We start from the raw sequence: 23,551 nt of genomic DNA, 5'->3' as shown, positions 1-23,551 counted from the left end.
GCGCCCCAGGCGCTGCGACCGCACCAGCTCCGAGACTGAGGATGACGATGAGCGAGTTCACCAAGGCCCCGGGCCTGGTCCTTCTCCCCGCGATCGACGTGGCCGGCGGCAAGGCCGTCCGCCTGACGCAGGGCGAGGCGGGCACCGAGACCAACTACGGCGACCCCATCGACGCCGCCGGCGACTGGGCCGACCAGGGTGCCGAGTGGATCCACCTCGTGGACCTCGACGCCGCCTTCGGCCGCGGCGACAACCACGGCATCATGAAGAAGGTCATCCGCCAGGTCAAGGGCGTCAACGTCGAGCTCTCCGGCGGCATCCGCGACGACCGCAGCCTCGAGTCGGCGCTCAACGCCGGTGCGAAGCGCATCAACCTCGGCACCGCCGCGCTGGAGAACCCGGAGTGGGCCGCCAGCGTCATCGCCCAGTACGGCGACCAGATCGCCGTCGGGCTCGACGTGCGCGGCACCACCCTCGCGGCCCGAGGCTGGACCAAGGAGGGCGGCGACCTCTGGCAGGTCCTCGAGCGCCTCGAGGAGGCCGGCTGCACCCGGTACGTCGTCACCGACGTCACCAAGGACGGCACCCTCAAGGGCCCGAACCTCGAGCTGCTCGAGCAGGTCATGGCGCGCACGCACCGCCCGGTGATCGCCTCGGGCGGCATCTCCAACCTCGACGACATCGCCGCCCTGCGCGACCTCGTCCCGCAGGGACTCGAGGGCGCGATCGTCGGCAAGGCGCTCTACGCCGGAGCGTTCACGCTCGCCGAGGCGCTCGACGTCGCCTCCGAGTGACCGGCTCGCCCTCGGGTGAGGGGCGTGCGCTCCCCGCGCACCTGACCGACTCGGCCGGCACCCCGTGGGCCGGTCGGCACTTCGAGCAGGCCGCGTCCTCCGACGACGACGGCAGCGCCCCGGAGGAGCTGGTCCGCGCTCTCGACGCCTTCGCCTCCGCGGACGCGGGGCCGGAGGCGGTGGTCGACGCTCTGCGCGTCTCCCGCCTGCTGATCCCCCTGGTCGCGAGGCTCGGCGAGGAGGCCGAGGGAGTCGGCGGCCTGCGGGCCGACAAGTCGCAGGAGCTCTCGATCGTGACCGTCGCGGGTCCGGACGGGCGCACGGTGCTCCCCGTCTTCAGCGACGTCGACGCGATGCGGCGCTGGGATCCGCTGGCGCGGCCGGTCCCCGTGGACGGCCGTCGGGCGGCGCTGGCCGCCGTGGCGGAGGAGACCGAGCTGATGGTGCTCGACCCCGCCTCTCCGCACGAGTTCGCGGTGCGCCGCCCCGCGCTCTGGGCGATCGCCGGCGGGGCACCGTGGCGACCGAGCCCGGGCGACCCGGAGGTCCTCGCCGCACTGGGGGCGAGCGCTGCCGCCGAGGACGCGGTCGTGTCGCTCGCGGTGCGGCCGGGCGACGCCCGTCAGCGGCTGTCGGGCCCGGAGCTCGTCATCGTGCTGGAGCTGCGGCCGGGTCTCGACCGCAGTGCGCTCGGCGACCTCGTCGCGCGACTGGGGGAGCGCTGGGCCGCAGATGAGGTCGTCGCGGCCCGGGTCGACTCGATGACCCTGCAGCTCGCGTCCGCTTCCGCGGGCTGAGCCCGGGAGCCACGGCTCAGGTGACGGGGCCGGTCCACTTCTCGCCCGGGCCCTTGCCGATCGGATCGGCGATCGGCGACGCCTCGCGGAACGCGAGCTGGAGCGTGCGGAGCCCGTCGCGCAGGCTGCGCGCGTGCATGTCGCTGATGTCGGGCGCCCCCGCGGTGACTAGACCGGCGAGCGCGTTGATCAGCTTGCGCGCCTCGTCGAGGTCCACCTGGGCTCCCGGCTCGTCGGCGAGACCGCACTTCACCGCGGCGGCGCTCATCAGGTGGACCGCGGCGGTGGTGATGATCTCGACCGCGGGCACCTCGGCGATGTCGCGGGCCGCCTCCACGTCGGAGGAGTCGTCGCCGAACCGTCGGGCGTAGTCGTCGTCGTGCTGAGCCATGGGTCCTTCGTTCGGTGGGACCGGCGCTCACGGGCGCCCCGAGGCGGTGCTCGAGGGGGGCGCTCGCGGGGGAGGGGGAGAGGCGGGCGCCGCCCGCTGCCCTTCCGGCCGGAAGTCTGCTATGGTGATGCGGGCTCCGAGGCATGTCCTCGGTTCGAAAGTGGAGATTCTCCCACCCGCGCTTGACCGCTTCACTAGGTTACCGGGTCAGAAGCACTCCGCCTCCGGCAACGGGGGCAGGGCTGCGGTCCTCGAGACACGTCTCGGGGAGCGCGTCGTAGGGTGCAGCGCAGCGCGTCGAACGCGCTGCGCACGGGAATCACCTCTCTCGGGATGCGCCGGATGAAGAATCCGGCTGCAGAGCAGCAACTCACCGAGATCAGAGGAGAAACGCAATCAGCGATCCCCGTACCAACGACCGAATCCGCGTCCCCGAGGTCCGCCTCGTGGGTCCCGCCGGAGAACAGGTCGGCGTCGTGAAAATCGAGGTCGCCCTGCGACTCGCGCAGGACGCAGACCTGGATCTGGTCGAGGTTGCTCCCAACTCCAAGCCTCCCGTCGCCAAGATCATGGACTACGGGAAGTTCAAGTACGAGCAGGCCCAGAAGCTCAAGGAAGCCCGTCGCAACCAGGCGAACACGATCCTCAAGGAGGTCCGTTTCCGCCTGAAGATCGACAAGCACGACTACGAGACCAAGCGCAAGCGCGCCGAGGGCTTCCTGAAGGCCGGCGACAAGGTCAAGGCCATGATCCTGTTCCGCGGTCGCGAGCAGTCCCGCCCCGAGATGGGCGTGCGACTCCTGCAGCGCTTCGCGGAGGACGTGTCCGAGTTCGGCCAGGTCGAGTCCACCCCGACCATCGACGGTCGCAACATGGTGATGGTCATCGGCCCGCTGAAGAACAAGTCCGAGGCGAAGGCCGAGGCGAACGCCGTCCGCGCCGCTCGTCGCGAGGCCAACACCCCCGAAGAGGACCCGGCCGAGGCCGAGTCCGTCTGATACTTCGCCGCCCCGTCATCGGGGCCGGTGGACGCCCCGCTCGCGGGGCACCAGTTTCGCCCGCCGAGTGCGCGTGCGACGTCGACAAGGAGAGAACATGCCCAAGATGAAGACCCACTCGGGTGCCAAGAAGCGTTTCAAGGTCACGGGCTCCGGCAAGCTCATGAAGCAGCAGGCCGGTATGCGTCACAACCTGGAGTCGAAGTCCAGCGTCCGCACCCGTCGTCTGAACCAGGACCAGGTCCTCGCCCCGCAGGACGCCAAGGTCGCCAAGAAGCTTCTCGGTCTGTAGTCGTCCGGCGCGGCAGTCACTGCCCGCCGTCCTCTGCACCACCGACCCGGATCGATAGGAAGAAAGAGAAATGGCAAGAGTCAAGAGGGCGGTCAACGCCCACAAGAAGCGTCGCGTCATCCTCGAGCGCGCCAAGGGCTACCGCGGCCAGCGCTCGCGTCTGTACCGCAAGGCGAAGGAGCAGGTCACCCACTCCCTCGTCTACTCGTACCGCGACCGCCGTGCGAAGAAGGGCGAGTTCCGCCGCCTCTGGATCCAGCGCATCAACGCCGCGTCCCGTGCGAACGGCCTGACCTACAACCGCTTCATCCAGGGCCTCGCCCTGGCCGGCATCCAGGTCGACCGCCGCATCCTCGCGGACCTCGCGATCACCGAGCCCGCGACCTTCACCGCCCTCGTGGCGAGCGCGAAGGCCGCACTGCCCGCTGACACCTCGGCCCCGAAGGCCGCGTAGTCCGCTCCCCGGTTCTGCCCGGAGGGGGTCACGACGAGAGTCGTGGCCCCCTTCGTCGTTCCCGGGTGAGGACGGCGGACCGAGTCCCTGCGCGTTGGCGTTCCCCGCGGGCGTCGTGTCGCCCGGGCCCCGCAGCGGCGCGCCGATAGGCTCGCCGCATGCTCGACAACCCCCGTTCTCCCCGTGTCCGCTCCGTCGCCAAGCTCACCCGGCGCCCGGCGCGGCAGGAGTCGGGGCTCTTCCTCCTCGAGGGCCCGCAGGCGATGTCCGAGGCGCTGCGCTACCGGCCCGAGCTGCTCATGGAGTCCTTCGCGACTCCGACCGCCCTGGAGCGCCACCCCGAGATCGCCGCGGCCGCCGAGGAGGCCGACGTCGAGATCGAGTACGTGACCGAGGACGTCCTCGACGCGATGGCCGACACCGTCACCCCGCAGGGCTTCGTCGCGGTGTGCCGCCAGTTCCCGACCTCGCTCAAGGACGTCGTGGCGTCCGAGCCGCGCCTGGTCGCCGTGCTCGAGGAGGTCCGCGACCCGGGCAACCTCGGGACGATCATCCGCGCCGCCGACGCCGCGGGTGCCGACGCCGTCGTGCTGACCGGCCGCTCCGTCGATCTCTACAACCCGAAGGTCGTCCGCTCGACCACGGGCTCGCTGTTCCACCTCCCCGTCGCGGTCGGCGCCGAGCTGCCCGACGTGCTGCAGCGGCTGCGCTCCGCGGGTCTGCGCGCCGTCGCCGCCGACGTGAAGGGCGAGGGCCTGCTCGACGTCCGCGCGCGCGGCGACCTCGCGCAGCCGACGGTCTGGGTGTTCGGCAACGAGGCGCGCGGTCTCGAGGACGAGTCGCTCGAGCTGATGGACGGCGTCGTCGCCGTGCCGATCTACGGAGCCGCGGAGTCGCTGAACCTCGCCACCGCCGCCTCGGTCTGCCTCTACGAGAGCGCCTTCGCACTCCGCTCCTGACCTGTCGGCGCCCGCTCGTCCTGAGACGTCTCGCGCCAAGTCTGAGAGAAGACCACCTCGGCGTGGTAATGGGCTGAGAACGGGCCCCGGTTGTTGCGCTCTGGTTAAGAATCCGCTCATGATTTGACCCACCCATGCCCGTGTGATTCTCTGACGGAATGGAAGCACCCTCCCAGGCCGGGCGATCGTCCGCAGCCGCCCGCGAGCCCCTCGTCATTCTCGACGGGGTCCAGAAGCACTACGGCGAGTTCCAGGCGCTGAAGGACATCGACCTCACGATCAACCGCGGCGAGGTGGTCGTCGTGCTCGGTCCGTCCGGGTCGGGCAAGTCCACGCTCTGCCGCACGATCAACCGCCTCGAGACCATCTCCGGCGGCACGATCTCGATCGACGGCCAGCGCCTGCCCGAGGAGGGCAAGGGGCTCGCCGCCCTGCGCGCCGACGTGGGCATGGTCTTCCAGTCGTTCAACCTGTTCGCGCACAAGACGATCCTCGAGAACGTCACGCTCGGGCCGATCAAGGTCCGCAAGCTCTCCCGGAAGGCGGCCGAGGCGGAGGCGCAGGCGCTCCTCGACCGCGTCGGCGTCGGCCACCAGGCCGGCAAGACCCCCGCGCAGCTCTCCGGCGGCCAGCAGCAGCGCGTGGCCATCGCCCGCGCCCTCGCGATGAAGCCGAAGGTGATGCTCTTCGACGAGCCGACGTCGGCGCTCGACCCCGAGATGATCAACGAGGTCCTCGACGTCATGGTCGGCCTCGCCGAGGAGGGGATGACGATGATCGTCGTCACCCACGAGATGGGCTTCGCCAGGAAGGCCGCGCACCGCGTCGTCTTCATGTCCGACGGCGAGATCCTCGAGGACACCGACCCCGAGTCGTTCTTCACCGCCCCGCGGACCGACCGGGCCAAGGACTTCCTCTCCAAGCTGATCACCCACTAGGTCCCCGGCGCCGTGGCGGACCCCGCTCCGGCCGCCGTTCGACAGGTCGTGCCCCGAACCGCGGGGAGCGACCCGACATCGCCCGCTCCAGCGGGCCACACCCCAGGAAGGACGATCATGCGCACCAAGCTCATGTTCATGACCGCGGGACTCGCCGCAGCGGCCCTCACCCTCGCCGGCTGCTCCGGCGGAGACTCCGGAACCGGCGCCGGCTCCGACTCCGGCTCCGAGGGGAGCGGTGCGGCCTACGAGGTCGCCACCGACGTCACCCTCGAGGGCAGCCCCACCTTCGACGCCATGACGGCGGACGACACCGTGACCATCGGCGTCAAGGAGGACCAGCCGGGTCTCGGCTACCTCGACGCCGCGACCGGTGAGCGCTCCGGCTTCGACATCGAGATCGCCAAGTGGGTCGCCGCCTCCCTCGGCTTCTCCGAGGACCAGATCGAGTACCAGCCGATCCCCTCGGCCAACCGCGAGGCGTCGATCGTGAACGGCGACATCGACTACTACGTCGGCACCTACTCGATCACCGACAAGCGCAAGGAGCAGGTCGGCTTCGCCGGTCCGTACTTCGAGACCGGGCAGCAGCTGCTCGTCGCCGCGGACAACGACACGATCACCGGACCGGACGACCTCTCGGCCGACACCACCGTGTGCTCCGCGACCGGCTCGACCCCGATCCAGAACATCCGCACCAACTACCCCGAGGTGCCGACCGAGGAGTTCGACACCTACTCGCAGTGCGTCGACGCCCTCGCCGACGGCCAGGTCGACGCGGTCACCACCGACGGCGCGATCCTGATCGGCTACGCCGCCCAGCGCCCCGACGACCTCAAGGTGGTCGGCGAGCCCTTCAGCACCGAGCTCTACGGCATCGGCCTCGCCAAGGACGACACCGCGCTGCGCGGCTTCATCAACGAGATGCTGACCGACGGCGGTGACACCTGGAGCGCGATCTACGACGAGACCCTCGGCCAGTCCGGCACCACGGTGGAGCAGCCCGCGGTCGACGCCTACTAGGCCGACACCCTGAGCAGTCCCGGGGCGGTGCCGAGCGCGGCGCCCCGGGACTCCTCCTGCCCCACGCCGCACCGGCGACCGCTTCCACCTCCCCGATGAAAGGGCACGCAGCATGGATGTTCTCCTGAACAACCTCGACGTGTTCGTCCCCGCGTTCGGCAACACCCTGCTGCTGTTCGTCGTGTCGCTCGTCTTCGCCCTCCTCCTCGGCACCGTGGTGGGAGCGATGCGCGTCTCGCCCGTCCCGATCGCGCGAGCGGTCGGCACCGTCTACGTCAACACCATCCGGAACACGCCGCTGACGCTGCTGATGTTCTTCTTCGCGTTCGGCTACCCGAAGCTCGACCTGCCGGACGTCGAGTACACGAACCTCGCGATCGCGGCGCTGAGCGTGTACACCGCGACCTACGTCGCCGAGGTGCTCCGCTCCGGCATCAACACCGTGCCGATCGGCCAGGCCGAGGCGGCCCGCGCGATCGGCCTCGACTTCGGTCTCACCATGACCCAGGTGGTGCTGCCCCAGGCGTTCCGCTCGGTCATCCCGCCGCTGATGAGCGTGCTGATCGCCCTGCTCAAGAACACCACGGTCGCCGCGGGCTTCTCGGTCGCCGAGGCGGGCACCATCGTCCGCGTCCTCAACGAGCGCGGTGAGAACAGCCTGATCGTCGTGCTCTGGGTCGCCCTGGTCTTCGTGGTCCTCGTCACGGGGCTCTCCCTCGTCCAACGACAGCTCGAGAAGAAGTGGAGGGTCGCCCGATGAGCTCCGTCCTCTTCGACAATCCCGGACCCCGGGCCGTCGCCCGCAACCGCGCGATCGGCGCGGTCGTCGTGCTCCTCCTCGTCGCCCTGCTGGCCTTCGTGCTGTGGCGCTTCGCCGAGTCGGGGCAGTTCTCCGAGGCCAAGTGGCGCGCCTTCGGCTACCCGCTGGTCTGGCAGAGCATCGGCGCGGCCCTCGGGCAGACCCTCGCGGCGTTCGCCACCGCCGGTGTCGCCAGTCTCGTGCTCGGCCTGCTGCTGGCGATCGGACGCCTGTCGGACCGCCGCTGGATCAACGTCCCGGTGACGCTCTTCATCGAGCTGTTCCGGGCGATCCCGGTCCTCATCCTGATGATGCTGATGTACTACGGGCTCCCGTTCGCCGGGCTCAAGCTCTCGCCGTACCTCGCCGTGGTCATCGCGCTCACCCTCTACAACGGCTCCGTCTTCTCCGAGATCTTCCGCGCCGGCATCGAGTCGCTCCCGCGCGGTCAGAAGGAGGCGGGCTACGCGATCGGCCTGGCCAAGGCCGGGGTCATGCGCCTCATCCTCTTCCCGCAGGCCATCCGCTCGATGCTGCCCGTGATCATCGCCCAGCTCGTCGTGGCCCTGAAGGACACGGCGCTCGGCTCGATCATCACGTACAACGAGCTGCTCTACTACGCCCGCTACCTCGGCAACCAGCCGAGCCTGGACAGCCCGATCATCCCCGCCGCCATCGTCGTCGGCGCGATCTACATCGGCATCTGCCTCATCCTCTCCGGCATCGCCAAGTGGGTCGAGATCCGCACCAAGAACGGCGGACGCAAGGGCACCGGGCACCCGGCCGCGCGCGCGACCACCGACACCGCGCTCCTGGCCGCGCAGGACTGAGCTTGTTCGTCGGGATCGCCGTCGGCGATCCCGACCGCGGTCGGCTTCCTGAGTGGGCGCGTTCCGCAGGGCGTCGTACGTTCGGCTGGCGCGAATCGCTGGCACGCGATTCACACGTTCGCCTCGCAGCGCGCGGCGAGCTGCACGCTGTCCCTTCGGGAGACGCTGACGCTGCTCGGGCGGGCCGACCACGCCGGTCGAGTCGAGTGGGCCTGCCCATGCTGGTCGAGTCGAGTGGGCCCGCCCATGCTGGTCGAGTCGAGTGGGCCCGCGCATGCTGGTCGAGTAGGCCCGCAGGGCCGTATCGAGACCCACCGCTCCGCGGGGCGGACCAGCACCGGCCGTTCCGGCGCCGGTGGATCTCGATACGTCGGCCGCTGGAGTGGAGTCGGTTCGCGATCCGCAGCGGAGGGGCCGACCCGCGATCGGCGGGGTGCGAGCGTCGGGCCAGCGGGCCGCGCGAGGCATCCCTACACTGGGGGATCGTGTCTGACAGCAACCCCATCACCGACGAGGCCGTCGCGACGGCGACCGCGGAGGCGCTGAGCGCGATCCGCTCGGCCGCCGACTCCGCCGCCCTCAAGGCGGCCCGCACCGCCCACCTCGGCGAGGGCTCGGCCCTCGCCCGCCTCAACGCGCTGATGCGCTCCGTGCCGCCCGAGTTCAAGGCGGCCTCCGGCAAGCTCGTCGGCGGGGCACGCAAGCAGGTCGGCGACGCGTACGCCGAGCGCGAGGCGGAGCTGGTCGAGGCCGAGCAGGCCGCCGCGCTCGACGCCGAGCGCGTCGACGTCACCGCCGGCGCCGCCTTCGCGCGCCAGGGCGCCCGCCACCCGCTCTCGCTCCTGCAGGAGTCGATCGCCGACGTCTTCGTCGGCATGGGCTGGGAGATCGCGGAGGGGCCCGAGCTCGAGAACGAGTGGTTCAACTTCGACGCCCTCAACTTCGACGAGGACCACCCGGCCCGCGCGATGCAGGACACCTTCTTCGTCGAGCCGGTGGAGTCGCACCTCGTGCTGCGCACCCACACCTCGCCGGTGCAGATCCGCTCGATGCTCGAGCGCACGCCGCCGATCTACGTGATCGCCCCCGGCCGCGTCTACCGCACCGACGAGCTCGACGCCACGCACACCCCCGTCTTCACGCAGTTCGAGGGTCTCGCTGTCGACCGCGGACTGACGATGGCGCACCTGCGCGGCACGCTCGAGCACGTCGCCCGGATCATGTTCGGCGACGAGGCGAAGATCCGCCTGCGCCCCAACTACTTCCCCTTCACCGAGCCGAGCGCCGAGCTCGACGTCTGGCACCCCACCTTCGTCGGCGGTGCGCGCTGGATCGAGTGGGGCGGCTGCGGGATGGTGAACCCGAACGTGCTGCGGTCCGTCGGGATCGACCCGGACGAGTACTCCGGCTTCGCCTTCGGCATGGGCATCGAGCGGACCCTGATGTTCCGCAACGACGTGAAGGACATGCGCGACATGGTCGAGGGCGACGTCCGCTTCAGCGAGCAGTACGGGATGGTGATCTGATGCGCATCCCGCTGAGCTGGCTGGGCGAGTACGTGGACCTCGAGCAGGGCGTCACGACCGAGGCCGTGCACGCGGCGCTCGTGTCGGTCGGCCTCGAGGAGGAGGACGTCCACCGCTTCGAGGTGTCCGGCCCCGTCGTCGTCGGCGAGGTCCTCGACCTGGTGCCCGAGCCGCAGAAGAACGGCAAGACGATCAACTGGTGCACCGTCCGCGTCGCGCCCGAGGGCGAGCGCGCGGCGGACGGCGGCGACGACGTCCGCGGCATCGTCTGCGGCGCGCACAACTTCGCGGCCGGTGACAAGGTCGTGGTGTCGCTCCCCGGTGCCGTGCTGCCCGGGCCGTTCCCGATCTCGGCGCGGAAGACCTACGGCCACGTCTCCGACGGCATGATCGCGTCCACCCGCGAGCTCGGCCTCGGCGACGACCACGAGGGCATCCTCCGCCTGGCGAGCCTCGGCATCGACCCCGAGGTCGGCACCGACGCGATCGCCCTGCTCGGCCTGGACGACGCCGCTGTCGAGGTCAACGTCACCCCGGACCGCGGCTACGCCTTCTCGATCCGCGGCATCGCCCGCGAGTACGCCCACGCGACGGGCGCCGCCTTCCGCGACCCGGCTCTCGCGATCAGCGCGCCCGAGCGCCTCGACTCCGCGCCGGTCTTCCCCGTCGCGGTCGAGGACGACGCCCCGATCCGCGGGCGCGTCGGCTCCTCCGTCTTCGTCACCCGTGTCGTGCGCGGCATCGACCCGTCGCGGCCGACCCCGCCGTGGATGATCGCGCGCCTCCGCCTCGCCGGCGTCCGCTCGATCTCGCTCGTCGTCGACATCACGAACTACGTCATGTTCGAGCTCGGGCAGCCGCTGCACGGCTACGACCTCGAGCGGCTCGAGGGCGGCATCGTCGTCCGCCGGGCCCGCTCCGGCGAGACGCTGGAGACGCTCGACGGCCAGACCCGCCGCCTGCACGCGGAGGACCTGCTGATCACCGACGACGGCGGGCCGATCGGGCTGGCCGGCGTCATGGGCGGCGCCCGCACCGAGATCACGGACACGACGGCCGACGTGCTGATCGAGGCCGCGAACTTCGACCCGGTCTCGATCGCGAGGACGGCCCGCCGGCACAAGCTGCCGAGCGAGGCGTCGCGCCGCTTCGAGCGCGGCGTCGACCCGCTGGTCGCGCCGGTCGCGGCCGCGCGCGCGGTCCAGCTGCTGGTCGAGCTCGCGGGCGGCACCGCCGACGAGCTGGGCTCCGCGCTCGCCGAGGCGGGCAGCGCGGAGGCCATCGAGCTCCCCGACGGCTACGTCTCCGGGCTGATCGGCCTCGAGTACACGCCGGACGAGATCCGCGGCGCCCTGGCCGAGATCGGCGCGAGCGTCGCGGACGGCGGAGCGGGCCTGCTCGTGACGCCGCCGAGCTGGCGTCCCGACCTGACCGACCGCGCCACCCTCGCGGAGGAGGTCGCCCGGATCACCGGCTACGACCGCATCCCGTCGATCCTCCCCGTCGCGCCTCCCGGCCGCGGCCTCACCGCGGGGCAGCGTCTGCGCCGCACGGTCGCGCAGTCGCTGGCCGCGGCCGGTCTGGTGGAGGTCCTGTCGTATCCGTTCCTCTCCCGCGCGATGAACGACCGCTTCGGCTCCGTCGACGGCGAGCCGGTCCAGCAGGTCGCCCTGGCGAACCCGCTCGACGCGACGGCGGGGCAGCTGCGGCTCTCGCTCCTGCCCGGTCTCGTGCAGGTCGCGGCGCGCAACCGCTCGCGCGGTCTGGTCGATCTCGCCGTGTACGAGATGGGCTCGGTCTTCCTGCCGCAGAGCGACCGCCCGTTCGGCTCCGGACCGCTGCCCCTCGCGGGCGCCCGGCCGTCGGCCGAGATCGAGGCGGCGCTTAACGCGGGCATCCCGCGGCAGCCGCTGCACGTGGCGGCGCTGCTGACCGGTGCGGCGCTCGAGCGCCAGCCCGGCGTCGCGGCGCGCGACTTCGACTGGCGCGACGCCCTCGACGTCGTCCGCGGTGTCGCTGCCGCCTCGGGTGTCGAGCTGCGGATCCGCCAGGGCTCGCACGCCGCCCTGCACCCCGGCCGCACCGCCGAGGTGCTGCTCGAGGACGCCGTGATCGGCTACGCGGGGGAGATCCTCCCGTCGCTCGCCGACGACCTCGACCTGCCGCACCGCGTGGCGGTGGTCGAGCTCGACCTCGATCCGCTGATCGCCCGTGCCGGCCGGCTCGTCGTGGCGCGCCCGGTCGGGGCGCTGCCCGCGGCGACGCAGGACCTCTCGCTGGTCGTCCCGGTCGCCGTTGCTGCGGCCGACCTGCAGGCCGCCGTGGCCGAGGGCGCCGGAGAGCTGCTCGAGGCGATCCGCCTGGTCGACGACTACCGCGGTGCGGGTGTCGCCGAGGGGTCGAAGTCGCTCACGTTCGCCCTGCGCTTCCGCGCTGCCGACCGCACCCTGACCGCGGCGGAGGCCAGCGCGGCGAAGGAGAGCGGCACCGCTCTGGCCGCCGAGCGCTTCGGCGCGCAGCCCCGCGCGTGAGGCCCGGCCGCCGGCTCCGGCCGGCGGCCGCCCCGCCCCGTCCGGCGGAGGCGGGTCCCGCCAGCGAGTAGGCTCTCGGGCATGACTTTTTCCGTGGCGGTGGCCGGAGCGAGCGGCTACGCGGGCGGCGAGCTGCTGCGCCTGCTGGCCGATCACCCCGAGTTCGAGGTGCGCACGGTGACGGCGCACTCGAACGCCGGTCAGCCCCTCGCGGCCGTCCAGCCGCACCTGCGCTCGCTCCGCCACCTCGAGCTCGTCGACACGACGACCGAGAACCTCGCCGGCCACGACGTCGTCTTCCTCGCGCTGCCGCACGGCAAGTCGGGGGAGATCACGGCGACCCTGCCCGACGACGTCCTCGTGGTCGACTGCGGCGCCGATCACCGGCTGACCGACGAGCAGGACTGGGCCGACTACTACGGCGGCGACTTCGCTGGAGCCTGGCCCTACGGCCTGCCCGAGCTGATGCTGCCGGGATCCGGTCGCCAGCGCGACGTGCTGGCGGGGGTGCGCCGCATCGCGGTCCCCGGCTGCAACGTCACCGCGATCACGCTCGGCCTGGCACCGGGTCTGCACGCCGGCGTCATCGAGCCCGCCGACCTGGTGTCTGTCCTCGCGGTCGGCCCGTCCGGTGCGGGCAAGAGCCTGCGCACCGACCTGCTGGCGAGCGAGCTGATCGGCTCGGCGCACGCCTACGGCGTCGGCGGCGGGCACCGGCACAACCCCGAGATCCGGCAGAACCTGGCGCTCGCCGGGGCCGGTCCGGTCTCGATCTCCTTCACCCCGGTCCTCGTGCCGATGTCGCGGGGCATCCTCGCGACCTCGACCGCCCGCCTCGCGCCCGGCGTCTCGGCCGAGGACGTCCGCGAGGCCTGGGAATCGGCGTACGCGGACGAGCCTTTCGTCCAGCTGCTGCCCGCCGGGACGTTCCCCCGCACCGCCGACACCGTCGGCGCGAACACCGCGCTGATCGGACTCGCCGTGGACGAGCGCGCCCGCCGCGCCGTCGTGGTCATCGCCCTCGACAACCTGGTCAAGGGCACCGCCGGTGCCGCGATCCAGTCGACCAACATCGCCCTGGGCCTCCCCGAGACCCTCGGCCTGAGCACGAACGGAGTCGCGCCGTGAGCATCACCGCCCCAGCCGGATTCGCCGCGGCCGGAGTCGTGGCCGGCCTCAAGTCGACCGGCGCCCGCGACCTCGCCCTCGTGCACAACCTCGGCCCGCTGCAGAACGCGGCCACCGTCTTCACCAGCAACCGCTGCAAGGCGAACCCGGTGCTCTGGAGCGAGCAGGTGATGCGGGACGGCGTCGTCTCGGCGATCGTGCTGAACTCCGGCGGAGCCAACTGCTACACCGGGGCCGCGGGATTCCAGGTGACCCACGCGACGGCCGAGGCGGTCGCGGAGAGCCTCGGCGTCTCGGCCGGCGACGTCCTCGTCTGCTCCACCGGGCTCATCGGCGACCAGCTCGACCTCGGCAAGCTGACCGCGGGCGTGACCGAGGCAGCCGCTGCGATAGAGGACGCCACCGGCCCCGAGGCCGGCGAGGCCGCGGCCCGCGCGATCATGACGACCGACACCGTGCCCAAGCAGGCGAGCGTCCGCTCCGAGCAGGGCTGGAGCGTCGGCGGCATGGCGAAGGGCGCGGGGATGCTCGCCCCGGGTCTCGCGACGATGCTCGTCGTCATCACGACCGACGCGGTCCTCGACTCCGCCGAGCTCGACACCGCGCTGCGCTCGGCGACCCGGGTCACCTTCGACCGCCTCGACTCCGACGGCTGCATGTCGACCAACGACACCGTGTCGCTCCTGGCGAGCGGAGCGAGCGGCGTGCGCCCCGAGCAGGCCGAGTTCACCGCGGCGCTCACCGAGGTCTGCCGCGACCTCACCCTCCAGCTCCAGGCCGACGCGGAGGGCGCGGCGCACGACGTGGCGATCCGGGTGCTCCATGCAGCGACCGAGGACGAGGCCGTCGTCGTCGCGCGCGCCGTCTCGCGGAGCAACCTCTTCAAGGCCGCGATCTTCGGCAACGATCCGAACTGGGGCCGGGTGCTCGCGGCGGTCGGCACGACCGACGCTCAGTTCGACCCCTACGGGATCGACGTGGCGATGAACGGCGTGCAGGTCTGCCGGGCCGGCGAGCCGGGGGAGAGCCGCGACCTCGTCGACCTCGCCCCGCGCGCGGTCTCGGTCGACATCGACCTGCACGCGGGCGACGCGACGGCGACGGTCTGGACGAACGACCTCACCCACGACTACGTCCACGAGAACTCGGCGTACTCCAGCTGATGGCCGACGAGAACCCGACCGGGGCCGAGAGCCTGGCGCTCCGCGACGCGATCGCCGTCAAGGCGGGCACGCTGATCGAGTCCCTGCCGTGGCTGCAGCACTTCCACGGCCGGACGATGGTGATCAAGTTCGGCGGCAACGCCATGGTGTCGGAGGAGCTCCAGCGCGCCTTCGCGCAGGACATCGTCTACCTCCGCTACGCCGGCATCCGCCCCGTCGTCGTGCACGGCGGCGGCCCGCAGATCTCGGCGATGCTCGACCGGCTCGGCATCACCAGCGAGTTCCGCGGCGGCTACCGGGTGACCAGCCCGGAGGCGATGGACGTCGTGCGGATGGTGCTCACGGGCAGCATCAGCCGCGACATCGTGCGGCGGATCAACGAGTACGGCCCGCTGGCCGCCGGGATCTCCGGTGAGGACGCGGGGCTCTTCGTCGGCCGTCGGCGCGGCGTCGTCCTCGACGGGGTCGAGCACGACCTCGGCCTGGTGGGCGACGTGATCTCCGTGGACCCGGCAGCGGTCCTCGCCCAGCTCGACGCGGGCCGCATCCCCGTCGTCTCCTCGATCGCGCCCGACTCCGACGACCCGACCCAGTCGCTGAACGTCAACGCCGATGCGGCCGCGGCCGCGCTCGCCGTCGCCGTGGGCGCCGAGAAGCTCGTGATCCTCACCGATGTCGCCGGGCTCTACGCGGACTGGCCGGACCGCGACTCCCTCGTCTCGCGCATCGCCTCCGACGAGCTCGCCGCGCTGCTGCCCTCGCTCGAGTCGGGGATGATCCCGAAGATGACGGCGTGCCTCGACGCCGTCCGCGGCGGAGTGCCGAAGGCCGCGATCATCGACGGCCGCGTGCCGCACTCCATGCTGCTCGAGGTCTTCACCTCCGAGGGCGTCGGCACCGAGGTCGTCGCCTCCGCCGACCCGCGCGACCGGGAGCGAACGTCGGGCCGCTGACCACCGGCGGCCCCGGCTCCGAGCGCCGCCCCGACGGGGTGCGCGCACCGACGGCCTCCGCGGCCGGACCGCTTCTGCTCGAAAGGCTCGACATGTCCACCGACACCGTTCCCGGCGCCTCCGCGCCCGCCCTCCCGGGCTCCGATCCGACCACCGCTCCCGCGGGGCGGACCGACGCCGCCCGCGACCGCTACGCGACCGCGATGATGCAGACCTTCGCCGCGCCGCTGGCCGTGCTCGAGCGCGGCGAGGGCTGCCGCGTCTGGGACGTCGACGGCCGGGAGTACCTCGACTTCCTCGGCGGCATCGCCGTGAACTCGCTCGGCCACGCGCACCCGGTCTTCGTCGAGGCCGTGAGCAGGCAGGCCGGCGCCCTCGCGCACGTGTCCAACTACTTCGCCACCGCTCCCCAGATCGAGCTGGCCGAGAAGCTCCGGGAGCTCACCGGCGCGGGCGAGTCGGGGCGCGTCTACTTCGCGAACTCCGGAACCGAGGCGAACGAGGCGGCCTTCAAGCTCGCCCGGCTGCACGGGGCCGGCGGTCGGCACCGCATCCTGGCGCTGCGGAACGCCTTCCACGGGCGGACGATGGGTGCGCTCGCGATGACCGGCAAGGCCGCGATGCGCGCGCCCTTCGAGCCGATGCCCGGCGGGGTCGAGCACATCGATGCGACCGTCGAGGCGCTCGACGCCGCGCTCGACGAGTCGGTGGCGGCGCTGATCGTCGAGCCGATCCAGGGCGAGGCCGGGGTCCTCCCGCTGCCGGACGGCTTCCTCGAGCGGGCCCGCGAGCTGACCCGCGAGCGCGGGGCCCTGCTGATCGTCGACGAGATCCAGACCGGCATCGGCCGGACGGGCAGCTGGTTCGCCTACCAGCGGGCGGGGATCCTGCCCGACGCGATCACCCTGGCGAAGGGTCTCGGCGGCGGCTTCCCCGTGGGCGCCCTCGTGACGTTCGGCGAGGCGTCCGAGCTGCTGCAGAAGGGCCACCACGGCAGCACCTTCGGCGGGAATCCGCTCGCCACCGCGGTCGCCGGAGCGGTCGTCGCGGAGATCGAGCGCGCCGGCCTGCTCGCGAACGCCCGGGACCGCGGCGCACAGATCACCGACGGCGTCCTCGGTCTCGGCTCACCGCTGATCGCCGGCGTCCGCGGGGCCGGACTCCTCCTCGGCATCGCGCTGTCCGAGCCGGTCGCCGCCGAGCTGGCCGCCGCCGCGATGGCGGAGGGGCTCATCGTGAACGCGCCGAACGACTCCAGCATCCGGCTCGCGCCGCCCCTCATCATCACCGCCGCCGACGTCGACGAGTTCGTCGCCCGCTTCGGCCGCGCGGTGCGGGCGCTCGACGCCTGACCGACCCGACCTCCTCCACCGATCGAAAGCGACCAGCAGCCGTGACCCGCCACTTCCTCCGCGACGACGACATCACCCCCGCCGAGCAGGCCGAGATCCTCGATCTCGCCGTCGAGCTCAAGCGCGACCGCTTCGCGCGCACCCCGCTCGCCGGGCCGCAGACCGTCGCGGTGATCTTCGACAAGTCCTCCACCCGCACCCGGGTCTCCTTCGCCGTCGGCATCGCCGATCTCGGCGGCAGCCCGCTGATCATCTCGACGGCGAGCAGCCAGCTCGGCGGCAAGGAGACCGCGTCGGACACCGCGCGCGTCCTCGAGCGCCAGGTGGCGGCGATCGTCTGGCGCACCTACGCGCAGTCCGGGCTCGAGGAGATGGCGCGGGGCACCCGCGTCCCCGTGGTCAACGCACTCTCGGACGAGTTCCACCCGTGCCAGCTCCTCGCCGACCTGCTGACGATCCGCGAGCACCGAGGACGCCTGGCCGGTCTGACGCTGACCTTCTTCGGCGACGGTGCCAGCAACATGGCGCACTCCTACCTGCTGGCCGGCGCGACGGCGGGCATGCACGTCCGCATCGTCTCGCCCGCCGACTACGCGCCGGATCCCGCGGTGCTCGCCGACGCCCAGCGCATCGCCGCGACCACCGGCGGCTCGGCCACGACCACCGCCGATCCCGCCGTGGGCGCGAGCGGCTCGGACATCGTGATCACCGACACCTGGGTCTCGATGGGCAAGGAGGAGGAGAAGGCCGCGCGCGTCGCCACCTTCCGCGACTACCGCGTCGACTCCGGCACGATGGCCGCCGCCGCCCCCGATGCGCTGTTCCTGCACTGCCTGCCCGCCGACCGCGGCTACGAGGTGACGGCGGACGTCATCGACGGCCCGCAGAGCGTGATCTGGGACGAGGCGGAGAACCGCCTGCACGCGCAGAAGGCCCTGCTGGTCTGGCTCCTCGAGCGCGCCGGCACCCCCGACGCCGCTCAGTAGACTCGACAGCCGACACCGAGGAGAACCATGACGGAACGACCCTCCGCCCGCGCGGGCGAGGCCGGAGCGCTCTGGGGAGGCCGGTTCGCCGGCGGCCCGTCGCCCGAGCTGGCCGCGCTCTCGAAGTCGACGCACTTCGACTGGCAGCTCGCCGAGTACGACATCGCCGGATCCCGCGCGCACGCGCGAGCGCTCGCCGCCGCCGGATACCTCGACGATTCCGAGCTGACCGCGATGCTCGACGCGCTCGAGCGCCTGCGCACGGCCGTCGTCGAGGGCCGCTTCACCGCGGACGACGCCGACGAGGACGTGCACGGCGCGCTCGAGCGCGGGCTGATGCTCGAGGCCGGCTCCGAACTGGGCGGCAAGCTGCGCGCGGGCCGCTCGCGCAACGACCAGATCGCGACCTTCGTGCGGATGTACCTCCGCGACCACGCCGCGATCATCGCGGAGGACGTGGTGCAGCTGATCGACGCCGTCGCCGCGCAGGCCTCGGCGCACCCCGCGGCGATCATGCCCGGGCGCACCCACCTCCAGCACGCGCAGCCCGTGCTGCTCGCGCACCATCTCCTCGCGCACGCCTGGGCGCTGCTGCGCGACCTCGAGCGCCTGCGCGACTGGGCGGTGCGCGCCGACGTGTCGCCGTACGGCTCGGGCGCCCTCGCCGGCTCGACCCTCGGGCTCGACGCGGAGGCGGTCGCGCGCGAGCTCGGCTTCGCCGCGAGCGTGCCGAACTCGATCGACGGCACCGCGAGCCGCGACCTCGTCGCGGAGTTCGCCTTCGTCAGCGCGATGATCGGCATCGACGTCTCCCGGATCGCGGAGGAGATCATCCTCTGGAACACGCGGGAGTTCGCCTTCGTCACGCTCGACGACGGCTACTCGACCGGGTCGTCGATCATGCCGCAGAAGAAGAATCCCGACATCGCCGAGCTCGCGCGCGGCAAGGCGGGTCGCCTGCTCGGCAACCTGACCGGGCTGCTCGCCACGCTCAAGGCGCTCCCGCTCGCGTACAACCGCGACCTGCAGGAGGACAAGGAGCCGGTCTTCGACTCGGTCACGACGCTCGAGGTGCTGCTGCCCGCGTTCAGCGGGATGATCGCGACCCTGACGTTCCACACCGACCGGATGGCCGAGCTCGCTCCGCAGGGGTTCTCGCTGGCCACCGACGTCGCCGAGTGGCTGGTGAAGAAGCACGTGCCCTTCCGGGACGCGCACGAGATCACCGGCGAGCTGGTCAAGCTCGCCGAGACGCGCGGCCTCGGACTGGAGGACCTCGACGACGAGGCGCTGCGCTCGGTGTCGCCGCTGCTGACGCCCGACGTCCGCTCGGTGCTGAGCATCGAGGGCTCGGTCGCGAGCCGCGACGGCGTGGGCGGCACGGCACCCGACCGGGTGGCCGAGCAGCTCGCGCAGCTGACCGAGCGCGTGCGCGTCGTCCGATCCGCCCTGCGCGGGGACGCCTCGTGACGCTCCAGGGCCCGCCCGGCGCCGACGACGACGGCCGCCCGCCGCTGCCGCCGTGGCAGCAGCGGACCCTCGTCGTCGTCGCGGGTGTCGTGATCATCGCGGTGATCGTCGTCACGGTCGTCTCGGGCCAGAGCTTCTTCTAGGGATGCCGGCCCCGGTCGATCTCTCGCGCTCGGCCCTCGAGGTGGCGCCGGACCTGCTCGGCGCCGTGCTGCTGCACCGCACCGACGAGGGCCTCGTCGGCGTGCGGCTCACCGAGGTCGAGGCGTACCTCGGTCTCGGGGAGGATCCCGGCTCGCATGCGCACCGGCGCCGATCGCCGCGGAACGCGCCGATGTTCCAGGAGCCCGGAACGGTCTACGCGTACTTCAGCTACGGAATGCACACCTGCGTGAACCTGGTCTGCTCGCCCGCGGGCACCGCCTCCGCCGTGCTGCTGCGCGCCGGCGAGGTGGTGGTCGGGGAGGAGCTGGCGCTCCGGCGCCGCGGACCGGTGCGGCCGCGCGACCTCGCGCGCGGTCCCGCGCGGCTCGCCAAGGCGCTCGGGGTGGCGCTCGCCGAGTCGGGGGACCCGATGACGAGGGCGTTCGAGCTGGTTCCCCGCGAGCATCCGGTGCCGATCGAGACGTCCGCGCGGACCGGGGTCTCCGGCGAGGGCGGGGACGCCGCGTTCCCCTGGCGGTTCTCGATCACGGGCGACCCGACGGTCTCGCCCTACCGCCGTGCGGTGCCGCGGCGTCGCCCGGCGACCGGCGGAGGTCAGCCCGCCAGGTAGAGGCGCGCGAGGATCCCGAGTGCCGCCGACCAGGCGAGGCTCGCGAGGGTCCCGATGATGAAGCGCTCCCGCGCCTCCGGCGACGCCAGCTCGCTGAACCGGCCGACGCCCTTGACGGCGACGATCACCGCGACCCCCTCCGGCAGCCCGCTGAGCAGGGCGCCCGCGGTCGCGATCCGCTCGAGCATTCCGATGGTCGTGCCGCCGCGGAGCACCTCGATGGGCTGGCCGATGGCGGTGGGCGAGCCCGGAGCGCCGGACCGCTGGGTGGCGGCGATCATGATCCCGCCGTGCGCGCCGCTGCGCGAGTCCGTGGTCGCGAGGTCGAGGGTCAGCAGCACGACCGGGCCGCCGCCGATCACCGCGAGGACGAACGCGAGCACGACCACGGCGAGGGCGAGGGCCGGGGGAGCGGCGGAGCCGGCGACTCCGGTGAGCAGGAACGCCGTCGCCGCGGCGCCGAGTGCGATCCAGCCGAGCGGGGGTCGGCGGAGGCGCACGGCGAGCACGGATCCGGCGACACCGGCGACCAGTGCCAGGAGCACTCCGGTCCAGGAGGCCGACTGCACGGCGACGGAGAGCGTCTCGGGGAGCGAGGCTGGGAGTGCCGTCATCGGGAGGTCCTCTCGGATGGGGATGCAGGTGCGGACGCAGGTGCGGACGCGGTCGCGAGTGCGGCTCCGCCTGACGAGTGCTCGCTGCGCTCGGCGCTCGCCGCCGCGTCCGGGTCGAGCGTACGGTCGACCACCGTCAGCAGCCGCGCCAGGGCGTCGCGCGCCGGCCCGTCGGCGCGGGCGCTCGCCGCGCGGACCCGGAGGCTCACCGCCTGCGGGGAGACGCCGAGACGCTCGGCCGCGTCCTTCTGCGAGAGCCCGGCGTCGAGCAGGTCGACGATCTCCCAGCCTGCGGGGGTCCGCGAGTCGCGCAGGTGCAGCAGCGGATCGAGCAGTGCCTGCGCGTCGCGGACCGAGGGGAAGGCGCGGACGGCGGAGTCCGCGGCCGAGTCCTCCGGCCCGAGCCCTTCCGGATCGAGGGAGACGCGCGTCGCCCGCCCCTTGGCCGCCTCGACCGCGCGCCTCGCGGCGAAGTGGGCCGCACCGCGCGCCGCCCTCGTCGTCCGGGGGAGAGGCCGCTCGATCGCGCCGATGCCCAGGCCGATGCTCCAGTGCGCGGATCGGTGGAGGGCGAGCACCACGGCGACGGCGGAGTCGGCGTCCGCCAGCACGAACTGGAACTCGTCGCCGGCCGTCCGCTCGGGGGGCAGCACGAAGGCGGACTCGTGCGCCTCCAGCAGCTCGGCGATCACCCGGTCGACCCGGTCGTCGTCGTGGCGGCTGTCGCGCTGATCGGCGGTGATGACGAACACGGTGACCTCCCCGATCAAGTATGCGCACTTGATACCGCGCGATCAAGCCGCAGTGCTTGATCGCGCGGCGGTCGCCGCCGGTGCCCCGCGCTACCCTGGACGAGTGACCGATCAGGACTCCCGTGGATCCGCGACCGCCCCGATGCTCGATCCCTCGTTCGAGAACGTGTGGGACGAGCTCGTCTGGCGCGGCGCGATCCACGTGTCGACCGACGCGGAGGCGCTGCGCGAGCTCCTCGCCGGAGACCCGATCACCTACTACTGCGGCTTCGACCCGACCGCGCCGAGCCTGCACCTCGGCAACCTGGTGCAGCTGATCGTTCTCCGCAGGCTCCAGCTCGCGGGGCACCGGCCCCTCGGTCTCGTCGGGGGATCGACCGGACTGATCGGGGACCCGCGGCCGACGGCGGAGCGGACGCTCAACTCCCGCGAGACGGTGGTCGAGTGGGTGTCCCGCCTGCAGACGCAGGTGTCGCGCTTCCTCTCGGTCGAGGGGGAGAACCCCCTGCGCCTGGTGAACAACCTGGACTGGACGGCGCCGCTGTCGGCGATCGACTTCCTACGCGAGATCGGCAAGCACTTCCGGGTGGGCACGATGCTCAAGAAGGACGCGGTGAGCGCGCGCCTGAACTCGGACGCCGGAATCAGCTACACGGAGTTCAGCTATCAGATCCTGCAGGGGCTGGACTACCTCGAGCTCTACCGGCAGTACGGCTGCGTGCTGCAGACCGGTGGCAGCGACCAGTGGGGCAACCTCACCAGCGGGACGGATCTGATCCACCGCACCGAGGGAGTGTCGGTGCACGCGATCGGGACTCCGCTGGTGATGAACTCCGACGGCACGAAGTTCGGCAAGAGCGAGGGCAACGCCGTCTGGCTGGACCCGGCGCTGACGAGCCCCTACGCCTTCTACCAGTTCTGGCTCAACACGGACGACCGCGATGTCGCGGCCCGGCTGAAGACCTTCACCTACCTGCCGCGGACCGAGATCGAGCGACTCGAGCGCGCGAGTGTCGAAGCGCCGTTCAAGCGCGAGGCGCAGCGTGCTCTCGCGAGCGAGGTGACCGCACTCGTGCACGGGGAGTCGGTGACGTCCTCGGTGATCGCCGCGTCTACCGCGCTCTTCGGGCGCGGATCGCTCGACGGGATCGACGCGGACATCCTGCGCGGAGCACTCCAGGCGGTGCCGACGATCGAGGCGACCGCGTCGACCCCGGTCGTGCAGGCCTTCGTGGAGACCGGACTCGTCGCGAGTCTCGGCGAGGCGCGGCGCGCGCTCGGCCAGGGCGGACTCTCGGTGAACAACACCGTGGTGCCGGACGAGACCGCCGTGCTCGGCGACCTCCCGCTGATCGACGGCATCGCCGTGCTGCGCCGCGGCAAGAAGAGCTTCGCCGGCGCGTTCGTCGCCTGAGGCCCCTCGGCTCGGTCTCGAGGAGCCGAATCGCGACACGCCCGGGCGGCGAGCGATTTGCAGGGCCGCGAAACCTCGACGTAATGTAACTCCTCGTCAGCCCAAAGGAGCGGACAGCGAGAGTCGGATGCAGAGCATCGTGACCCGCCGGCCCCCCTCAAGCGATGACCATCCCCTCGCTCTCAAGCCTGTTAGAGATTCGTCTCTTGATGGCGGCGGATCGCGAGCGTAAGATGCAAAGCCTCCGCAGGATCCAGGTCCTCGGCTTCGGTGCACGACCTCGGTCGGGCACGATGACGGCCAGACGATCTCCGGATCTGACGCCGAGCATCACGAAGACGCCGATTTGACACGGCCTGCGGATGTGCTAAGTTAGTCGAGTTGCCACGGAGGCGATCGGGACTTCGGTTCTAATAAGCCTACCCGGTCTCGGCGACACGAACAAATCGAACGGCCCGCCTGATTCAGGCCGGCTCTCGGTACAACATCTTCGATCACTTCCGTTGTGAAGCACCTTCTGTGGTGTGGAGGCGGGATGTGTCCGATTCTTGAGAACTCAACAGCGTGCACTATGTTCAATGCCAAATTTATAACCCCGTCCGGGTCTTGTGA

24 protein-coding genes are annotated in these 23,551 nt (G+C 72.0%); 21 read left to right on the top strand and 3 right to left on the bottom strand.

The annotated features are described in order from the left end of the window. Positions 1–47: 47 nt before the first annotated feature. Both priA and HQQ82_RS15305 read left to right on the top strand, forming a co-directional pair. A complete protein-coding gene (gene priA / locus HQQ82_RS15310) occupies positions 48–794 on the top strand; it encodes a bifunctional 1-(5-phosphoribosyl)-5-((5-phosphoribosylamino)methylideneamino)imidazole-4-carboxamide isomerase/phosphoribosylanthranilate isomerase PriA (protein WP_123705565.1) in 747 nt (248 codons plus the stop codon). Next, positions 791–1,591 carry an SseB family protein gene (locus HQQ82_RS15305; protein ID WP_367947965.1) on the top strand — a complete coding sequence of 267 codons (801 nt, stop codon included), beginning with the start codon at positions 791–793 and terminating at the stop codon, positions 1,589–1,591. The genes priA and HQQ82_RS15305 overlap by 4 nt, the downstream gene beginning before the upstream one ends. A gap of 16 nt (positions 1,592–1,607) precedes the next feature. Here the strand turns inward: HQQ82_RS15305 and HQQ82_RS15300 are convergent, their stop codons facing one another. Then, positions 1,608–1,982 (bottom strand): DUF1844 domain-containing protein, encoded by a 375-nt coding sequence (locus HQQ82_RS15300; protein WP_133963637.1) that lies wholly within the window; start codon positions 1,980–1,982, stop codon positions 1,608–1,610. A gap of 395 nt (positions 1,983–2,377) precedes the next feature. On the opposite strand from HQQ82_RS15300, the gene infC reads away from it, so the two are divergent. The 18 genes from infC to HQQ82_RS15210 all read left to right on the top strand — a co-directional run bounded on the left by infC (position 2,378) and on the right by HQQ82_RS15210 (position 20,159). Then, positions 2,378–2,980 (top strand): translation initiation factor IF-3, encoded by a 603-nt coding sequence (infC, locus tag HQQ82_RS15295; RefSeq protein WP_173235265.1) that lies wholly within the window; start codon positions 2,378–2,380, stop codon positions 2,978–2,980. 97 nt (positions 2,981–3,077) lie between these two features. Then, positions 3,078–3,272, top strand: a complete 195-nt coding sequence (gene rpmI / locus HQQ82_RS15290; RefSeq protein ID WP_056042364.1) for a 50S ribosomal protein L35 — start codon at positions 3,078–3,080, stop codon at positions 3,270–3,272. Between the two features lie 70 nt (positions 3,273–3,342). After that, the gene (gene rplT / locus HQQ82_RS15285) at positions 3,343–3,726 is read left to right on the top strand and encodes a 50S ribosomal protein L20 (RefSeq protein WP_123444519.1); all 384 of its coding nucleotides are present in this window, start codon (positions 3,343–3,345) and stop codon (positions 3,724–3,726) included. A 158-nt stretch (positions 3,727–3,884) separates the two neighbouring features. Continuing rightward, positions 3,885–4,685 carry an RNA methyltransferase gene (locus tag HQQ82_RS15280; RefSeq protein WP_173234748.1) on the top strand — a complete coding sequence of 267 codons (801 nt, stop codon included), beginning with the start codon at positions 3,885–3,887 and terminating at the stop codon, positions 4,683–4,685. A gap of 158 nt (positions 4,686–4,843) precedes the next feature. After that, the gene (locus tag HQQ82_RS15275) at positions 4,844–5,623 is read left to right on the top strand and encodes an amino acid ABC transporter ATP-binding protein (RefSeq protein ID WP_173234746.1); all 780 of its coding nucleotides are present in this window, start codon (positions 4,844–4,846) and stop codon (positions 5,621–5,623) included. A gap of 117 nt (positions 5,624–5,740) precedes the next feature. Next, positions 5,741–6,646 (top strand): glutamate ABC transporter substrate-binding protein, encoded by a 906-nt coding sequence (locus HQQ82_RS15270; RefSeq protein WP_173234744.1) that lies wholly within the window; start codon positions 5,741–5,743, stop codon positions 6,644–6,646. A gap of 112 nt (positions 6,647–6,758) precedes the next feature. After that, complete coding sequence (locus HQQ82_RS15265) at positions 6,759–7,406, top strand: amino acid ABC transporter permease (RefSeq protein WP_173234742.1); 648 nt, start codon at positions 6,759–6,761, stop codon at positions 7,404–7,406. Beyond that, entirely contained in the window at positions 7,403–8,275 is an 873-nt protein-coding gene (locus HQQ82_RS15260; RefSeq protein WP_173234741.1) for an amino acid ABC transporter permease, read from the top strand. The genes HQQ82_RS15265 and HQQ82_RS15260 overlap by 4 nt, the downstream gene beginning before the upstream one ends. Positions 8,276–8,760: 485 nt before the next feature. Next, a complete protein-coding gene (gene pheS / locus HQQ82_RS15255; RefSeq protein WP_173234739.1) occupies positions 8,761–9,801 on the top strand; it encodes a phenylalanine--tRNA ligase subunit alpha in 1,041 nt (346 codons plus the stop codon). After that, positions 9,801–12,332: a phenylalanine--tRNA ligase subunit beta gene (pheT, locus tag HQQ82_RS15250; protein ID WP_173234737.1), complete on the top strand. Its 2,532-nt coding sequence runs from the start codon at positions 9,801–9,803 to the stop codon at positions 12,330–12,332. Before pheS ends, pheT begins: the two co-directional genes overlap by 1 nt. An 81-nt stretch (positions 12,333–12,413) precedes the next feature. Then, positions 12,414–13,460, top strand: coding sequence for an N-acetyl-gamma-glutamyl-phosphate reductase (argC, locus tag HQQ82_RS15245; RefSeq protein WP_173234735.1), 1,047 nt, complete (start codon positions 12,414–12,416; stop codon positions 13,458–13,460). Next, a complete protein-coding gene (gene argJ / locus HQQ82_RS15240) occupies positions 13,457–14,623 on the top strand; it encodes a bifunctional glutamate N-acetyltransferase/amino-acid acetyltransferase ArgJ (RefSeq protein WP_173234733.1) in 1,167 nt (388 codons plus the stop codon). The genes argC and argJ overlap by 4 nt, the downstream gene beginning before the upstream one ends. Beyond that, positions 14,623–15,576, top strand: a complete 954-nt coding sequence (gene argB / locus HQQ82_RS15235) for an acetylglutamate kinase (protein ID WP_173234731.1) — start codon at positions 14,623–14,625, stop codon at positions 15,574–15,576. Before argJ ends, argB begins: the two co-directional genes overlap by 1 nt. 92 nt (positions 15,577–15,668) lie before the next feature. Continuing rightward, positions 15,669–16,928, top strand: coding sequence for an acetylornithine transaminase (locus HQQ82_RS15230; protein WP_173234729.1), 1,260 nt, complete (start codon positions 15,669–15,671; stop codon positions 16,926–16,928). Between the two features lie 41 nt (positions 16,929–16,969). Next, positions 16,970–17,914, top strand: a complete 945-nt coding sequence (gene argF, locus HQQ82_RS15225) for an ornithine carbamoyltransferase (protein ID WP_173234727.1) — start codon at positions 16,970–16,972, stop codon at positions 17,912–17,914. Between the two features lie 27 nt (positions 17,915–17,941). Then, on the top strand, positions 17,942–19,384 hold the full coding sequence (argH, locus tag HQQ82_RS15220) for an argininosuccinate lyase (protein WP_173234726.1): 1,443 nt from the start codon (positions 17,942–17,944) through the stop codon (positions 19,382–19,384). Beyond that, positions 19,381–19,527 (top strand): hypothetical protein, encoded by a 147-nt coding sequence (locus tag HQQ82_RS15215; protein ID WP_173234724.1) that lies wholly within the window; start codon positions 19,381–19,383, stop codon positions 19,525–19,527. Before argH ends, HQQ82_RS15215 begins: the two co-directional genes overlap by 4 nt. Before the next feature lie 2 nt (positions 19,528–19,529). Next, positions 19,530–20,159 carry a DNA-3-methyladenine glycosylase gene (locus HQQ82_RS15210; protein WP_173234722.1) on the top strand — a complete coding sequence of 210 codons (630 nt, stop codon included), beginning with the start codon at positions 19,530–19,532 and terminating at the stop codon, positions 20,157–20,159. On the opposite strand, the gene HQQ82_RS15205 is transcribed toward HQQ82_RS15210, so the two are convergent. Together HQQ82_RS15205 and HQQ82_RS15200 are read right to left on the bottom strand one after the other, a co-directional pair. After that, positions 20,144–20,773 carry a hypothetical protein gene (locus HQQ82_RS15205; RefSeq protein ID WP_254071565.1) on the bottom strand — a complete coding sequence of 210 codons (630 nt, stop codon included), beginning with the start codon at positions 20,771–20,773 and terminating at the stop codon, positions 20,144–20,146. The two genes, HQQ82_RS15210 and HQQ82_RS15205, sit on opposite strands and share 16 nt — an antisense overlap. Beyond that, on the bottom strand, positions 20,770–21,525 hold the full coding sequence (locus HQQ82_RS15200) for a helix-turn-helix domain-containing protein (protein WP_216848671.1): 756 nt from the start codon (positions 21,523–21,525) through the stop codon (positions 20,770–20,772). Before HQQ82_RS15200 ends, HQQ82_RS15205 begins: the two co-directional genes overlap by 4 nt. Before the next feature lie 142 nt (positions 21,526–21,667). On the opposite strand from HQQ82_RS15200, the gene tyrS reads away from it, so the two are divergent. Beyond that, on the top strand, positions 21,668–22,939 hold the full coding sequence (gene tyrS, locus HQQ82_RS15195) for a tyrosine--tRNA ligase (protein ID WP_173235263.1): 1,272 nt from the start codon (positions 21,668–21,670) through the stop codon (positions 22,937–22,939). Positions 22,940–23,551 lie beyond the last annotated feature (612 nt).

Source organism: Rathayibacter sp. VKM Ac-2856, from assembly GCF_013205055.1.
GTDB lineage: Bacteria > Actinomycetota > Actinomycetes > Actinomycetales > Microbacteriaceae > Rathayibacter.
Note: the sequence above shows the minus strand (reverse complement) of the source record. Positions and strands in the feature narration are given on the sequence as shown.

Bases quoted from the DNA above. Each gene is read 5' to 3' on its own strand.
- priA (WP_123705565.1), top strand. From the start codon at position 48: ATGAGCGAGTTCACCAAGGCCCCGGGCCTGGTCCTTCTCCCCGCGATC.
- HQQ82_RS15300 (WP_133963637.1), bottom strand. From the start codon at position 1,982: ATGGCTCAGCACGACGACGACTACGCCCGACGGTTCGGCGACGACTCC.
- rpmI (WP_056042364.1), top strand. From the start codon at position 3,078: ATGCCCAAGATGAAGACCCACTCGGGTGCCAAGAAGCGTTTCAAGGTC.
- rplT (WP_123444519.1), top strand. From the start codon at position 3,343: ATGGCAAGAGTCAAGAGGGCGGTCAACGCCCACAAGAAGCGTCGCGTC.
- HQQ82_RS15280 (WP_173234748.1), top strand. From the start codon at position 3,885: ATGCTCGACAACCCCCGTTCTCCCCGTGTCCGCTCCGTCGCCAAGCTC.
- HQQ82_RS15275 (WP_173234746.1), top strand. From the start codon at position 4,844: ATGGAAGCACCCTCCCAGGCCGGGCGATCGTCCGCAGCCGCCCGCGAG.
- HQQ82_RS15270 (WP_173234744.1), top strand. From the start codon at position 5,741: ATGCGCACCAAGCTCATGTTCATGACCGCGGGACTCGCCGCAGCGGCC.
- HQQ82_RS15265 (WP_173234742.1), top strand. From the start codon at position 6,759: ATGGATGTTCTCCTGAACAACCTCGACGTGTTCGTCCCCGCGTTCGGC.
- HQQ82_RS15260 (WP_173234741.1), top strand. From the start codon at position 7,403: ATGAGCTCCGTCCTCTTCGACAATCCCGGACCCCGGGCCGTCGCCCGC.
- pheT (WP_173234737.1), top strand. From the start codon at position 9,801: ATGCGCATCCCGCTGAGCTGGCTGGGCGAGTACGTGGACCTCGAGCAG.
- argC (WP_173234735.1), top strand. From the start codon at position 12,414: ATGACTTTTTCCGTGGCGGTGGCCGGAGCGAGCGGCTACGCGGGCGGC.
- argB (WP_173234731.1), top strand. From the start codon at position 14,623: ATGGCCGACGAGAACCCGACCGGGGCCGAGAGCCTGGCGCTCCGCGAC.
- HQQ82_RS15230 (WP_173234729.1), top strand. From the start codon at position 15,669: ATGTCCACCGACACCGTTCCCGGCGCCTCCGCGCCCGCCCTCCCGGGC.
- argH (WP_173234726.1), top strand. From the start codon at position 17,942: ATGACGGAACGACCCTCCGCCCGCGCGGGCGAGGCCGGAGCGCTCTGG.
- HQQ82_RS15210 (WP_173234722.1), top strand. From the start codon at position 19,530: ATGCCGGCCCCGGTCGATCTCTCGCGCTCGGCCCTCGAGGTGGCGCCG.
- HQQ82_RS15205 (WP_254071565.1), bottom strand. From the start codon at position 20,773: ATGACGGCACTCCCAGCCTCGCTCCCCGAGACGCTCTCCGTCGCCGTG.
- tyrS (WP_173235263.1), top strand. From the start codon at position 21,668: ATGCTCGATCCCTCGTTCGAGAACGTGTGGGACGAGCTCGTCTGGCGC.